Consider the following 14,448-nt stretch of genomic DNA (forward strand, 5'->3'; position numbering starts at 1 on the left):
TCGATGTCGATCGCGTCCGCGGTGACGCCGGGCAGGTCGAAGGCCACCACGTACTCGTCGCCCTCGCGGTAGGCGTCCATCGGCATCGCCGACGGCCTCGACCAGGTACCCGGGCCCATCAGCTGCTGCGCCAGCCGGTCCAGCTCACGGAAGGGGTCAGTGCGCATCAACATCGTGAAAACACCTCCAGCAGGTTCAGGCAGTAACTGCCAATGCGCCTCACTGACACCGTTGTAACATGTCATCCAATGGATGACAAACATGATGTCGTCTACATGATGACGATCCGAGGGGGGTGCCCGTGACCGCAGCCGACCAACCGCCCACGACCAGTACGAACGCCCACAGCCCGGCGTCATTCCTCGCCGCCGCGGCGGCCCTTGACGCCATAGACGACGCCCTGCGCGACGCCCAGCGAGAGTCCCCGGACACGCCCGAAGGTCCCGGTCCCGGGCCGGAGCAGGCGCTGGCCTCCCTGATGCTGCTGCGGCAGGTGCGCGAGCAGCTCGCCGGGTGGGAGACCGGCCTGATCGAAACGGCCCGGGACGCGGGAGCCAGCTGGGCCGACCTCGCCGCTCCCCTGGGTGTCGCCAGCCGCCAGGCCGCCGAGCGCCGCTATCTGCGCGGCCGTCCCGGCCCGGCCGGGACCACCGGAGAGCAACGCGTGACGGCCACCCGCCAGGCCCGGGCTGCCGAACGCAACACCGCCACCTGGGCCCGCGCCAACGCCGCTGACCTGCGCCGCCTCGCCGGCCAGATCACCGCCCTTACCGACCTTCCCCCGGCCGCCCGCCGCCCGCTCGGTGAGCTCCACGCGGCCCTCGCCCACGACGACCCCGCCGACCTCATCGCCCCCCTGACCGCTGCCCGCCCCCACCTGGCCGCCGCCCACCCCGACCTCGCCGCCCGGCTCGACACCCTCACACCCCCCTGAACCCACCCGTTGTCCCAAGGCATGGCGCGAGATCCCCCCGGGCGTCGCGTGGCACAACTCTGCGCTTCTTCACACGAGGAACTGGTGAGCAAGGATCGTTCTGTCTCTCTCCAGGCTGCCCCGTCTACCACATGGGGTGATGCTCTGGGCTGGAATCGGGGATCACCGAACGCCCCGCCGGGGCACCTGGCATTGTCGCGCGCGAGTCACGCCGATGATCCAGGAGCGGGCGGTGCCCACCAATTCTCTGAGCGAGGAACAGCGCAGGCGCTTCGGCCACTTCACCGAGGACCCGGACGAGGGACAGCTCGCCGGGTCCTTCCTGCTGGATCAGACCGCGCGCTGCAGGGCGATGGCCGCCCGTGGCGCGCGGAACCGGATCGGCTGGGCAGTCCAGCTCGGCACCATCCGCTACCTGGGCACCTTCCTGAACAACCCCGAAGAAGTACCCGCCGTGGTGTTCGCCTACGTTGCCGAGCAGCTCGGGCTGGAGCCGGCCGCGTTCGCCGGGTACGGCAGCAGCGAGGCCCGCTGGGACCACCAGGAGCAGATCCGCGCCGACTACGGGTACACGAAGTTCGAGTTCGACCAGTGGTTCGCGCTCGCCCGCTGGCTCTACCAGCGTGCCTGGATCGGCAACGAACGCCCCACCCTGCTTGGTTCGACCTTGCGACCAAACGCCTGGTGGACAAGAAGGTGGTGCTGCCCGGGGTGACCGTGCTGGAAAGGCTGGTCTCCGGCACCCGCGAGCGGGCCGAGAAACGCTTGTGGGCGACGCTGGCCGCCGCTCCCACCCCGGTGCAGGCCGAACGCCAAACCCCCACCTGCTGATCACCCAGAAGACCGCCGTCGAACTCGGCCCGGCCGCCAAACTCTGGACCACCCGGGCCACCCGCAACCTCACCGCCACCCCGGAACGGCTCCGCGTCGACCGCCAGCCCGAAGAGGCCCTCGCCCACGGTTCCGACCCACTCCACCTCGCGCTCGTCTTCGGCATCGACGAGAAGACCGCCGTCCGCTACGCGGACTCTGCGCGGGCACTGCTGGAACAGGCAGCCGAGCACTCGACAGGGCCCTCGGCAAAAGAACTTGGCCCGGAGCGCGGAGCCTTGAAGAATGACGGCCATGCGGATTCGACAGGCAGGGCCTGATGACGCCTCGGCGGTCGCTGGTGTCTACGTGCGCTCCTGGCAGGTGGCTTTTGCCGGTCTTGTTCCGCAGCACTACCTCGACGCCACGGACTCAGGCCACGAAGAGTCCGGCTGGAAGTCACGTATCGCAGAGACACGGTGGCCATCGTCGGGAATGCTCGGCGCCGAGCGGGGCGCCTTCCTTGCGTCCGGCTTGCCGGGCGGCTATTCGCCGCCCGGACTCCAACGGGGTTCTCGCGTTCCACACATGCAAGATGCGACTGGATTGGGTGCCCCCTATACCCCGGGACTGGCGGTGTCCTCGCCTGCTTCCAGGTCCCACAGGCTCGCCTGACGCCTTTCAGCGTCGAGTCCTCTCTCCGCCTTCGTGCACACCAGCGACGGAGTGTCAGTTACGAGGCATCTACAGGGGTTCATTCTCATTCACCCGCCCAGCCTTCCCCTCGCCTGTTGCGCCTTGATGGCCAAGGCACTCTTGGGCTTGAACACTCGGCTTCACACTCCGCCGTTACCAGCGACGCATGCGAGCGCGGGGATGCGGCCTGGACACAGGCCGGGGAGGCGTCTCTTTCTCCTCTTTGTGACTATTTACCTCCACTTATCATGTGCGACTTCGCGCCGCACCCTATCTCTGACCCCAGCCGCAAGGTAGCGATCAGGGTTTCGTGACTGCTGGCTTCTTGGGCTGGCTGGGCACGGTCTTGGTCTTATCGAGGTGCCCGTACACCGTCGACCGGGGGACGCCCTCCAGCACCAGGCATTCGCCGCCCTGCGCGTCTCGCCCGGCGCCCGCCGCTACTACGACAAGCAACGAGCCCGCGAAGCGGGCTACAACCCCGCCCTCCGCCAAGTCGGCAACCGCTGGGGGCGGAATGCCGCCATGGCGGTTTCACGCAACGTTCGAACCCCGCCGTTACCATGCTTTTGACGGTAGATCATCTGCATGACGTTCATTCCCCCCTCCGCCTCCGGGCGGGCGAGACCCGCTCGTGCGCGACACAGGGCTCTGCTCATAGCGACCTCGGTCGCCCTGGTGAGCGGCGCACTGCTTCCCGCGGCGGGCTCCGTGTCCGCCGCCCCGGCCCAGCCCGCGCCCACCGGCCACCAGGCCGCCACCCCCGTCAAGGAGTACGACATCACCCTGCTCACGGGCGATGTCGTGCACTACACCGACGGCGCCGGCAAGCAGGACACCGTCACCGTGGACCGCCCCGACGGCGCCGTCGGCGGCGTGCACATCCAGCAGGCCGGCGACGACATCTACGTACTGCCCGACGAGGCCACCGCGCTGCTCGCGGCCGGGAAGCTGGACCGCAGGCTGTTCAACATCTCCACGCTCGCGAAGATGGGATACGACGACAAGCGCTCGGGCGGCATCCCGGTGATCGCTACCTACCCCGCGCGCAAGGCCCGTTCGCTGCCCGCCACCCCGCACGGCGCCGAGAAGGTCCGTGACCTCGGCAGCATCCACGGCGCCGCGCTGAAGGCGGACAAGCACAAGGCCCGCACCTTCTGGAACGGCATCACCACCACCCCCGCGGCCCGCACGCTGGACGCCGGCATCACCAAGCTGTGGCTCGACGGCAAGGTGGAAGCGGCCCTCAAGGACTCCGTGCCGCAGGTCAACGCCCCGCAGGCCTGGGCCGAGGGGTACGACGGCAAGGGCACCAAGGTCGCCGTCCTGGACACCGGCATCGACGCGACGCACCCGGACGTCAAGGACCGCATCCTGGAGACCAAGAGCTTCGTGCCGGGCGAGGAGGTCACCGACCGGCACGGCCACGGCACCCACGTCGCCTCCACGATCGCCGGCTCCGGCGCGGCCTCCGCGGGCGCCAACAAGGGCGTCGCCCCGGGCGCCGGCCTGATCATCGGCAAGGTGCTCGGCGACGGGGGCTCCGGCTCCGACTCCGGCATCATCGAAGCCATGGAGTGGGCGAAGGCCGAAGGCGCCGACGTCGTCTCGATGAGCCTCGGTTCCCCCGTCCCGGACGACGGCTCCGACCCCATGTCCCAGGCGGTCGACGCCCTCTCCACCGACGGCGGTCCGCTGTTCGTGATCGCCGCGGGCAATGCGTACGACGAGGGCACCATCGGCTCGCCCGGTTCGGCGGAGAAGGCGCTCACCGTCGCCGCCGTCGACAAGAAGGACAACCGCGCGGACTTCTCCTCGATGGGCCCGCTGGTCAAGTCGTACGGACTGAAGCCCGACCTCTCCGCGCCCGGCGTGAACATCAACGCCGCCGCCTCGCAGTCGGTCCCCGGCGTCAACGGGATGTACCGGTCGATGTCCGGTACGTCGATGGCGACCCCGCATGTCGCGGGCGCGGCAGCCATTCTGAAGCAGCGCCACCCCGACTGGTCCGGCCAGCGGATCAAGGACGCGCTGATGAGCTCGTCCAAGCAACTGCCCGATTACACCCCGTACGAGCAGGGCACCGGCCGGCTCGATGTGAAGGCGGCGATCGACACCACGATCGAGGCCACCGGCTCCGTCCCGGTCGCCTCGTACAACTGGCCGCACTCCCCGTCCGACCCGGTCGCCGAGCGGACCATCACCTACCGCAACACCGGCACGGAGGACGTCACGCTCGACCTGGCGACGGACACCGACTCCGACGCCTACACCCTCTCGACGAAGCAGCTCACCGTCCCGGCCGGCTCCACCGCCGAGGCCGTGCTCTCGCTCGACCCGTCCAAGGTCGCGAACAACACGCAGTTCTCCGGCCAGGTCGTCGCCAAGAACGCGTCGGGCACCACCGTCGCCCACACCGGCTTCGCCCTGCACAAGGAGCGCGAGCTCTACGACCTGAAGCTCCAGCTCAAGGACCGCTCCGGCAAGCCGATGGACGGCCTCGTCATCATCGGTGAGCTCGGCGACCTGAACCCGGCCGGCATCCGGGTGCCGGGCGAGACCACACTCCGGCTCCCGCCGGGCAACTACACCGCGTGGGCGATTCCCGACATCACCGGTGACCGCGCGGACTCCAAGGCCGTCGCCTTCCTCGCGGCCCCCGAGATCATCCTGGACAAGGCGACCACGGTCACCCTCGATGCCTCCAAGGCCCGCAAGGTCAGTGCGCGGACGCCCAAGGAGACCGAGACCCGCCAGCTGCGCTACGACATGGCACGTACCGCACCGGACGGCTCCGTCCTGCGCGACGCGTACCAGATCCCGGTGATGTACGACCAGCTGTGGGCGAGCCCCACCGAGAAGGTCACCGAGGGCAAGTTCTCGTTCCTGACCCGCTGGCGGCAGGGCGAGAAGCTCATCGACCTGACGGTCGGCGGCAGTGATGTCCCGGTGACCGCGCAGGGCGGTGCACCGGTCGCGGAGAGCGGCACGCAGCAGCTCCCCGCCGTCTTCGCGGGCAACGGCGCCGCGGCCGACTACAAGGGCCTGGACGTCAAGGGCAAGGCGGTCGTCATCCGCCGCAGCGACGCGGTCGCTCCCGAGGACCGGGCCGCCAACGCGGTGGCCGCGGGAGCCAAGGCGCTCTTCGTCGTCAACGACGGCGACGGCGTCGACATGGACTGGTACGCCCCCTACGGCTCCGAGACCACGATCCCGGTCGCCTCGGTCCAGCGCCTCGCGGGCGAGAAGCTGATCGAGTCGGCCCGGCAGGGCTCGAAGGTGACGGTCACGCAGCGGAAGTTCGCCCGCTACGTGTACGACCTGGTCGACCGCCACGACGGCGTCATTCCGGACCGCTCGCTGGAGTACGCCCCGTCGGAGCGTCAGCTCGCGAAGGTGAAGAACACCTTCTACGGCCACAAGGACGCTCTCGGCGCCGGCTACCGCTTCGACATCCCGGAGTACGGTCCGGGGCTGGGCGGCGAGGAGTACGAGAAGTTCCCCGGCACCCGCGAGGAGTGGGTCACCCCGCTTCCGGGCGCCTCCTACTGGTACGAGAACCACTCGGTCCTCAAGGCCGACGAGAGCACCGCGCAGCAGATGCGCAGCGGCGAGCTGGACTACACGGCGGGCCGCACCTACCCGGCCCAGTGGTTCGCGCCGGTCACCCGCCCGCGTCTGGGCACCGCCTACTGGGGTCCGAACCGGTCCATCTACAACGACATCCAGTTCAACCTCACCCCGTGGACGGACTCCGGCGCGGGCCACTCCGGCGCCATGTCGGAGGACGAGTACGAGACCACCACCACGGCCGTCTACGCGGGCGACACCCTGATCAAGAAGGTGTCGGGCCGGGCGGGTGCCGCCTGGGGCGTCTCGCCCGAGAAGCTGCCGTACCGCTTCGTCCTCGACGCCACCCGGGACAGCAACGAGTGGCGGACGTCCACCCGCACCCACACCGAGTGGAGCTTTGTCTCGGGTGCCATGGACAAGAACGGCCCGTTCCTGGCCAGCATTCCGTTGCTTCAGCTGGACTACCAGGTAGACACTGACCTGGCCGGTGACGTCAAGGCCGGCCAGTGGACCGAGGTCGGGCTCTCCTCCGGTACGCAGGAGTGGCTGGACGGGGCGGTCAAGGCCACCGGGGCCTCGCTGTCGGTCAGCTACGACGACGGGAAGACCTGGGAGGCGGTGGAGCTCCGCAAGGACGCGGCCGGTTCCTGGACCGCCCGGTTCAAGACCCCGAAGAAGCCGGGCTCGTTCGTCTCGCTCAAGGCGCACGCCGAGGCGGCCGACGGGCTGGGCATCAACCAGGAGATCATCCGGGCCTTCGGCCTGAAGTGACTCGCTGAGCTTCGCTCTTGAGACGGCCGTACACCCCTGCCGGGGGTGTACGGCCGCCTCGTCTTGCTGCTGCGGGCGCACCGGGAGTCCCGCCGGTCACGCACGGCTGACCGAACCGCGATCCGTCGAACCGGGCACGCGGTGCGGGCGACGCGGCTGCCGCACTCCGGCATCCGGCAGCGGTGAACGCGTCGAGCTGCCGTTCGAGCTTCTGTCCGCCGGTCGAGACCCGCGCGTATCCGATCTTGATTTCGGTGCGGACGAGTGGCTCGGCGACGAGGAGGTCCGGCCCGTCGGCCGGTTCGAGGGCGGTCATGGCTCCGGCGGCTTGCGGCGGGTCGGTCCGGCGAACCATCGCTCCACGGGGTTCATCCAGGGGGCCACGTCGAGTTCGCGACATGGCGAGAACGCGACATCGCGAACGATTGATCGGCCAGGGTGGCGCGAGCTTTGATCTCTGGTCGTGAACAGACACTCCATCACCGTGGCGGCCGCCTTCCTGCTGCTGCCACTCGCCGTGCCCGGCAGCCCGGCCCACGCTGCCACGGACGACCTGTCCGGGCCGTCGGTCACCCGCATCGTCACGCTCGACAGCGCACCTGCCGCGCAGCAGACCTCGCCCAACAGCCGTGCTGCGGCGCGCCGCGCCGTCGCGGACTCCCAGCGAGTGCTGGTCGATGTCGCGAAGCAGGCCGGGATTACGCTGACCGTCCACCGCCACTACCGTAACGTCGTCAACGGACTTGTGGTGAAGGTCCCCGCGGCGCAGGCTGCCCGGCTCACCGCGCTTCCCGGCGTGGCCTCCGTCTCGAAGCCGGTCGTGTACGAAGCGCCGGAGGCGCCCGTCCCGGTGTCCGAAGACGTCCTCAAGAAGGCCGTCGCCCAGGCCGGCGGCACCGCCCGGTTGGCCGACGGCGCGCCGTCCGGCCGGGAAGTCGTCACCACCACGGATCTGACCGGCGTCCCCCAGGCCCATCGCCAGGGCCACACCGGCAAGGGCGTCACCGTCGGCATCGTCGACAGCGGCATCGCCTACGACCACCCGGCGCTCGGCGGCGGAGGCTTCCCCAACGGCAAGGTCCTGGGCGGCTACGACTTCGCCGACGAGGACGCCGACCCCTACGACGACACGAACACACCCGCCGCCGGGCACGGCACCCACGTGGCCGGCATCGTCGCCGGCGACGACACCCACATCAAGGGGGTCGCCCCGGAGGCGACCCTCCGTTCCTACCGGGTCTTCGGCAGCAAGAACGCCGCGACCGACGACCTCATCATCGCCGCGCTCGACCAAGCCGCCGCCGACGACGTGGACGTCGTCAACATGAGCCTGGGCTCGAAGGGCGAGCGCAGCAGCAGCGTGCTCTCCCTCGCCGTCAACAACCTCGTCGCCTCCGGCACTCCCACCGTGGTCGCCGTCGGCAACGGCTACGCGGGCCCGTTCAACGCCGCGGCACCGGCCATCGCCGACCATGCGATAGCCGTGGGCAGCACCTACAGCAACCGCTACCCGTACCTGGCCCTCACCCTCGACGACGGCTCCGCCGCCCCCGTCCCGTACCAGCCCTCCGGCCGCGGCCCGGTCCCGCCGACGACCGGCAGCAGCCCGATCACCCCCATCGCCTCCAGCTGCGACCCGCTGCCCGCCGGAAGCCTCACCGGTCGGATCGCCCTCTTCGCACCGGTCACCGACCCGGCCCAGTCCTACAAGTGCCGCCCGCTGGACATCGCCCGCACCGCGGAGGCCGCCGGGGCGGTCGGCGCGCTCTACCACAACCCGTCGTACGGCGACGACACCATCCCCGGGTCGCCTTGCTGTGACGGCACCGGCATCCCACTGGTGTCGATCCGTGAGAGCGACGCCCGGCGCATCCTCGCCGCACCGGCCGGGACCAAGCTCACCTGGGGCGCCTACGCCGGCAGCTCGCTGAACGCCGACGCCGCCGGGCTGATGGACCAGGGCTCCTCCTGGGGCCCCGGCAACGAGCTGGAGTTCAAGCCGGACATCGCCGCTCCCGGTGGCTACATCCTCTCGGCAGTGCCGCCGAAGCTCGACTGGTACGGCGTGAACTCCGGTACCTCGATGGCCGCCCCGCACGTCGCCGGTGTCGTAGCTCTGCTGCTCCAGGCCCACCCGGGCCTCACTCCGGACCAGGTGCGGACCGCTCTGCAGAACACCGCCACCCCGCTCGCCATGACCGGCGCCCACGAGCGCGGTCGGCAGCCCGTCGCCCAGCAGGGTGCCGGACGGGTCGACGCGGTCGCGGCCCTGGCTTCGGTGTCCGGCGTCCGGGCCACCGCCACCCCCTCCAAGCTGGCCCTGGGCGACCTGGAGGGACGGCAGTTGATCCGCCCCGTCACGGTCCACAACCCGACCGACCACACGGTGACGTACCGGGTCGGGCAGAGCGGTTCGGTCTCCGCCGCGCCGCCCTACACCAGCGCCTGGAAGCCCCTGGACGCCGGCGGCGACGTCCGGGTCCAGGGCGTCGACCGGCTCACCGTCGCCGCGCACAGCAGCGGCGAGGTCACGGTGCACTTCCAGCAGCCCCGCGGAGTTCCCCAGGGCACCCTGTTCGGCGGCTGGGTGGAGTTCACCCCGGTCGGTGCGGCCACCCCGGAGATCCGAGTGCCCTACCTGGGCATGGCGGGCGACTACGACGCGGTCTCCGCGATCAACCCCACCTTCACCGAAGTCAACGACAGGCTGGACAACCCAGCGCTGCGCCCCGGCTACTTCAGCTTCGGCCGGAGCGAGCCGATCACCGTCGACCTCACCGACGCGAGCACCGCCAACGACAAGGCATGGGTGATGCTGTCGCACGGCTACCCCCTGCTGGAGCGGATGCGCCTCCAGGTCCTCGACGCGCGCGGCCGGGTGGTCGCCACGCCGTACGACGCCTCCTGGGTGAGCCGCAACTCCGGTGCAGGCACCGGGATGGACTTCTACGGCTGGGACGCCGACCTGGCTGACGGCTCCCCGGCACCTGCGGGCACCTACCGGCTGCGGTTCGTCTTCGACAAGGCGCTCGCCGACCCCCAGCAGGCACCCGGCACCGAGACCTGGACCTCACCGGAGGTCACCCTGGTCCGCTGAACGCGGCGCACCTCGACGTCGGTCGGCGGGCCCGCTGTGTCCAGCGGGCCCGCCGGCCGCCCTGCCCTGACCCTGCACACCCGGACGAGCTGCGAGAATCCGCCCTGACGGACGGCACGCAAGGACCGGAAGGCGGGTTTGATGCTGGAGGATCTCGGGCTCACCCCCGAGCAGGAGTCCGCCTACCGGGTGCTGATCGCACGGCACGCCGCCACCCCCGGTGAGCTGGCGGAGGCGGCAGCCGTACCGAGTGCGCGGATCGTCACCGTGCTGGACTCCCTGGCCGCCCGCGGCCTGGTTGGCCGGCAGGGCGACGGCAGCTATGCCGCCGCGCCGCCCGCGGTCGCGCTCGGCGCGGAGCTGGCAGCGCACCGCGAACGCCTCCAGCGCGCGGAGCTCGCCGTGGCCGAGCTGGTCGAGACCTACCGCACCGGCAGCATGGGCAGGGCGCAGCGCGATCTGATGGAGCTGGTCGAGGGCCGGGACGCCGTGCAGCAGCGGTATGTCCAGCTCCAACTCGCCTCCCGGCGCAGGATCGACACCTTCGTCACAGGAGACGTCCAGGTGGTCGGCCCGGACAACACGGAGGAGCCGACCGTGCTGGCGCGCGGCCTGAAGGTGCGCGCCGTCATCGATCAGGGGTTCCTGAGCAAGCCCGGCGCGGCCGACAACGTCGACGAGTCCCTCGGCCGGGGCATGCGCGTACGGACGGTCGAGGAGATACCGCTCAAGCTCATCGTTTGCGACGGCGAGGTGGCGCTGCTGCCGCTGCGCGGTCGCGGCAGCGACGTCGACCCCAGCATCATCCTGCGCGGCGGCCTGGTGAACGTCGCCCAGGCGCTCTTCGACACGGTGTGGGAGCGGGCTCGCCCCTACGGCCTGCCGCACCACGGGCTCGACGCCCTGGACACCCGCATCCTCCGGATGCTGCTCGCCGGCCTCACCGACACCGCGGTGGCCGGGCAGCTGGACTTGTCGGCGCGCACCGTGCAGCGGCGCATCCAGGCGCTCATGGTCCAGGCCGGGGTCACCACCCGCATCCAGCTCGGGTGGTACGCCCGCCACCACGGTTGGGCGTGACGGGCGCTCGGTCCTCGGAGGTCGGCGCCGGGCGACGCGCCGGGCCGATCCCGCCCTCGCGCCGGCGCTGGCGGAGCTGCTGGTGGTGCCGGAGGGCAAGCGGGTCTCGGAGCTGGAGCGGCTGCGCACGCCGCCGGTGAAGACGACGGGCACCGCGATGGTGCGGACCATGGAGCGGGTGGAGGAGATCTCCGCGTTCGCGCTGGGCCGGGTGAACCTGTCGCAGGAGCGCGTTCTTCCACCACTCAGGCGGCTCGCCATGCCACCAGACAATGCCCCTGCTGTCTGGCTCTGCGCCTTCGATCACGCCGCCAGGAGGCTCGCCCAACTCGGCGTCGAGGATCTGGCCGACGACCCAGCTCACTGGCAAGTCGTCATCGATCCGGCGGCGCAGACCGATCGTGCCGTCTTCCCACCAGCCTTGATAGGCCACGCAGATCGTGTCTTCGCCCACAGTCCATGAGTCCAGGATTCGTAGATCGCCGTTCTCTTCGCTCGGGCGTGGAACGCCGGCCAGCACGGCCGCAAGGGCTTCCTCGGCTCGGGTCGGCGTAGGCATGGCGAGACCGTACCGCCGTGAAGGCTGCGGACGCTCCGGTCGCGGCATGTCCGGGCGCCCCGCGCACCGGAGGCTAGCGACGACCCTTCGCATAGCGGCTCGGACTTCGTCGGCCTTCGGAGTGCGCGCCCCGCGCAGGTGCGTAGGGCGCGGGCAACCTCGACCAGGTCATCGGATCGCGCGTCGCCGAGGTAGTCGTTGACCCTGAGGTGTTCTGGCGTCCCCCGGTGAAGTGGGCCGACGGGCCGCATCCGGCACGTTCCCGACCGGCATCGCGGTTGCACCTCAGCAGACAGCCCCGGCACGTGCCTGGGTGGCACGGGCCGGGGCTGGTTGGCCGAGGGTCAGCGGAGGGTTAGTTCGTGCCGCCGACCGTTACGTTCTGCTTGTTGTAGTTCTTGCCGTTGCCGTCGGGCTTGTAGTTCTGCTCGTAGTTGCCCGCGAGGTCCATGGAGAACCACTGGACGACGGTGTTCTTGTCGACCGTGATCTTCTCGGCGCCCTCGCGCATGCCCGCGGCGGCGAGCTTCGGCGAGTTCATCGTCGGGCGGCTGCCGTCGAGCGTGTAGTAGATGTTCGCCGGCTCGTCCACGGTGAAGGTGAACGTCGTCGAGGTGGCGGACGCGTCGGTCACCGCGAGCTTCGACGTGGGCTGCTGGTGGTCCTTGTCGTAGGCGCGGGCGACATCGAGGATGCCGATCTGGCCGTTGGAGAACTCCATGGCCTCCTCGTGGCCCTCGCTGAACGGGGGCTGGAAGCCGACCGCGTTGTACTTCTTGGTGGCCGGGTCGTAGAGGTCCGTGCCGACTTCGAAGTCCCAGCCGATGATGCCGTTGTTGTACCAGAACTCGTCGGCGCTGTTGCCGGCCGCCGAGTACAGCACGTCGACCACGGGGCCGGTGCGTCCCGGCTGGATGCCGGTGCCGCGCCAGTCCTGGACGGCGGACAGGATGTGGGTGGAGGCGTTCCAGAAGTAGTTCTCCGTGCCCATGTCCGTCCGCGGCAGCACCTCACGGCCGGCGGACTTGTACGCTCCCGGGGGCCACATGAAGTAGCCGCCGTAGGAGTGGGTGTTCATCGCGAACTTGATGTTCTTGAAGTTGTTCGCGAGCCACACCTCGTTGCGCGCTTCCGGCTCCGACAGCTCCGACGGACCTGAGTAGGTCTCGCCGGTGCAGCTGGTGCTGCCGCCGGTGTAGCCGTCGAAGCCACTGCCGACGGAGAAGTTGCGGTTGAGGTCGACGCCCCAGGAGTTGCGGCGTGCCGGGTCCGAGTTGTCCGCAGCGCAGTAGTTGACCATGTTCTTACGCTGCATGTTGTAGTCGTACATTGAGTAGTGGGCGCCGTCGGGGTTCATCGTCGGGATGATGAAGATGTCAAGGTCGTCCACCAGCTTCTTGGTGTTCGCGTCCTGCGCGTAGTTGCGCAGCAACCGTTCGGCGGTCTCCACGCAGGTGATCGGGGTCACCCACTCGCGCGCGTGCTCCTGGCAGTAGAGGAACACACCGGTCTTCGAGCCGTCCCGGTGCTTGCCGATCCGGATCGCCTTCATCTGGAACGGCTCACGCGAGACGCTCGCCGGCGCCTTGAGGCCGTCGGTCAGCGGGGTCGCCGGGGCCGCGGCCACCACACCGGTGCCATTGCTGGTCCGGTAGAGGCTGGCGGTCACCAGCGTCGACACCGCCGCGTTGGCGTTGATGGCGTTCACGACCTGGCCCGCGGTGCTGGTGATCGCGCCGGAGGCGTCCGTGGCCAGGTTGACCACGAATTCCTTGCCGTTGACCGCGACCGACAGCGGAGCGTTGTTCGCTCCCGGGTCCTTCAGCGTGATGCTGAGGTCGTTGCCGCCCTCACTGCCGTACGCCTTGGAGGTCACGTAGAACGTGCTCGCCAGCGCGGTCCCCGAACCCGTGCCGAACTGCGCCTGCGCCTGGCGGCGGTAGCCGTTCGTCTTGTACGGGAGATTGATGATCTCCGAGATGTTCGGGAATTCCTTGGCGAGACCGACGACCCGGTCGGTGACCTCGGTCGGGTCCATGTAGTGGTCGACGAAGTCCGACACGTAGTTCGGGCTCGGCGCCTTGACCGGGTCACCCAGCCACTTGGTCACCGGCACGGTGATCGTGCCGCCGCGGCTGCTGGTGACGGTGACCGTGGCGGGGGCCTCGGTGATCGCCAGCGGCGCGCTGAACCGGTGGTACATGTACTCGCCGGCGTCGGTGAAGCGGGACATCGTCGCCGTCCCGCCGGAGCCGGGCTCGGTGCCCTTGCCACTGTCCCAAGAGGCGGTGAGGACGGTCTGGGCGTCCGTCGCGCTGGACTTCACCTCGACCGACAGGAACCGCTGGTCGTTGAGGCTGGTGAACCACTCGGCGCGCAGGGGCGTGAGTGTGTCAGCCTCGGCCGCGTCGGCGGCCTCGATCGCGACCGCCTGCGAACGGGCGCGCATGTTCGCGTTGTAATCGCCCTGGTCCGAAATGGGGTTCTGGACGTCGAAGCCCTGGTCACGCAGGTTCTCGGTCTCATCAGGGCTGAGGACGGCGTGCACTTCGATGCCGTTGTCGACCGGCTTACTGTATTCGGCCAAATCGACACCCATGGCGTCAAGCTTGTCCACCCCCGACTTATCGGGGACGACGATGCGCATCAGTGCGACACCGTTCTGGGCGGTGCTGGAATCGCGGTCGGGTGTGACCGGTTGGCTCGTGGGGGCGCCGAGCGCCGGAAGGGCACTCATGGTGACCGCCAAGGGAATTGCGAGCAAGAGCGCGTAATGCCGCGCTCTGCGGGGACTCCTCATCGAGTTTCCTCCATCTGGCGCGCCCTCCCGAGACGGGGGTGTCAGTCGGGCGAGGCACCCAAGTTGTGGGAAGTCTGTTGGGAAAGGTAAAGCGCCGTCAAGATCTCCGCGACCCAAATTGGGACACT

Annotated in this window: 8 protein-coding genes and 1 pseudogene; 7 read left to right on the forward strand and 2 right to left on the reverse strand. The window is 69.7% G+C overall.

Annotated elements, in window-relative coordinates; genetic code table 11:
* Positions 1-173, reverse strand: a pseudogene (locus ACWEK3_RS32820) (Hsp20/alpha crystallin family protein); the annotation flags it as partial.
* Positions 174-301: 128 nt separating this feature from the next.
* Here ACWEK3_RS32820 and ACWEK3_RS32825 point away from each other — a divergent pair.
* From ACWEK3_RS32825 to ACWEK3_RS32855, 7 genes are all read left to right on the forward strand, one after another.
* On the forward strand, positions 302-934 hold the full coding sequence (locus tag ACWEK3_RS32825; protein WP_453251292.1) for a type III effector protein: 633 nt from the start codon (positions 302-304) through the stop codon (positions 932-934).
* A 232-nt stretch (positions 935-1,166) separates the two neighbouring features.
* Complete coding sequence (locus ACWEK3_RS32830; RefSeq protein ID WP_453251293.1) at positions 1,167-1,649, forward strand: DUF4158 domain-containing protein; 483 nt, start codon at positions 1,167-1,169, stop codon at positions 1,647-1,649.
* Positions 1,650-1,701: 52 nt separating this feature from the next.
* The gene (locus ACWEK3_RS32835) at positions 1,702-2,085 is read left to right on the forward strand and encodes a hypothetical protein (protein ID WP_453251294.1); all 384 of its coding nucleotides are present in this window, start codon (positions 1,702-1,704) and stop codon (positions 2,083-2,085) included.
* A 943-nt stretch (positions 2,086-3,028) separates the two neighbouring features.
* Entirely contained in the window at positions 3,029-6,784 is a 3,756-nt protein-coding gene (locus ACWEK3_RS32840; protein WP_453251295.1) for a S8 family peptidase, read from the forward strand.
* Between the two features lie 463 nt (positions 6,785-7,247).
* Entirely contained in the window at positions 7,248-9,881 is a 2,634-nt protein-coding gene (locus ACWEK3_RS32845; protein ID WP_453251296.1) for a S8 family serine peptidase, read from the forward strand.
* A 141-nt stretch (positions 9,882-10,022) separates the two neighbouring features.
* A complete protein-coding gene (locus ACWEK3_RS32850; protein ID WP_453251297.1) occupies positions 10,023-10,961 on the forward strand; it encodes a helix-turn-helix domain-containing protein in 939 nt (312 codons plus the stop codon).
* Positions 10,962-11,043: 82 nt separating this feature from the next.
* On the forward strand, positions 11,044-11,424 hold the full coding sequence (locus ACWEK3_RS32855; protein ID WP_453251298.1) for a hypothetical protein: 381 nt from the start codon (positions 11,044-11,046) through the stop codon (positions 11,422-11,424).
* Between the two features lie 451 nt (positions 11,425-11,875).
* Here ACWEK3_RS32855 and ACWEK3_RS32860 read toward each other — a convergent pair whose 3' ends face one another.
* Complete coding sequence (locus tag ACWEK3_RS32860; protein WP_453251299.1) at positions 11,876-14,257, reverse strand: M14 family metallopeptidase; 2,382 nt, start codon at positions 14,255-14,257, stop codon at positions 11,876-11,878.
* Positions 14,258-14,448: the final 191 nt, after the last annotated feature.

Source organism: Streptomyces sp. NPDC004721 (assembly GCF_053601495.1).

Bases quoted from the DNA above. Each gene is read 5' to 3' on its own strand.
- ACWEK3_RS32840 (WP_453251295.1), top strand. From the start codon at position 3,029: ATGACGTTCATTCCCCCCTCCGCCTCCGGGCGGGCGAGACCCGCTCGT.
- ACWEK3_RS32850 (WP_453251297.1), top strand. From the start codon at position 10,023: ATGCTGGAGGATCTCGGGCTCACCCCCGAGCAGGAGTCCGCCTACCGG.
- ACWEK3_RS32860 (WP_453251299.1), bottom strand. From the start codon at position 14,257: ATGAGTGCCCTTCCGGCGCTCGGCGCCCCCACGAGCCAACCGGTCACA.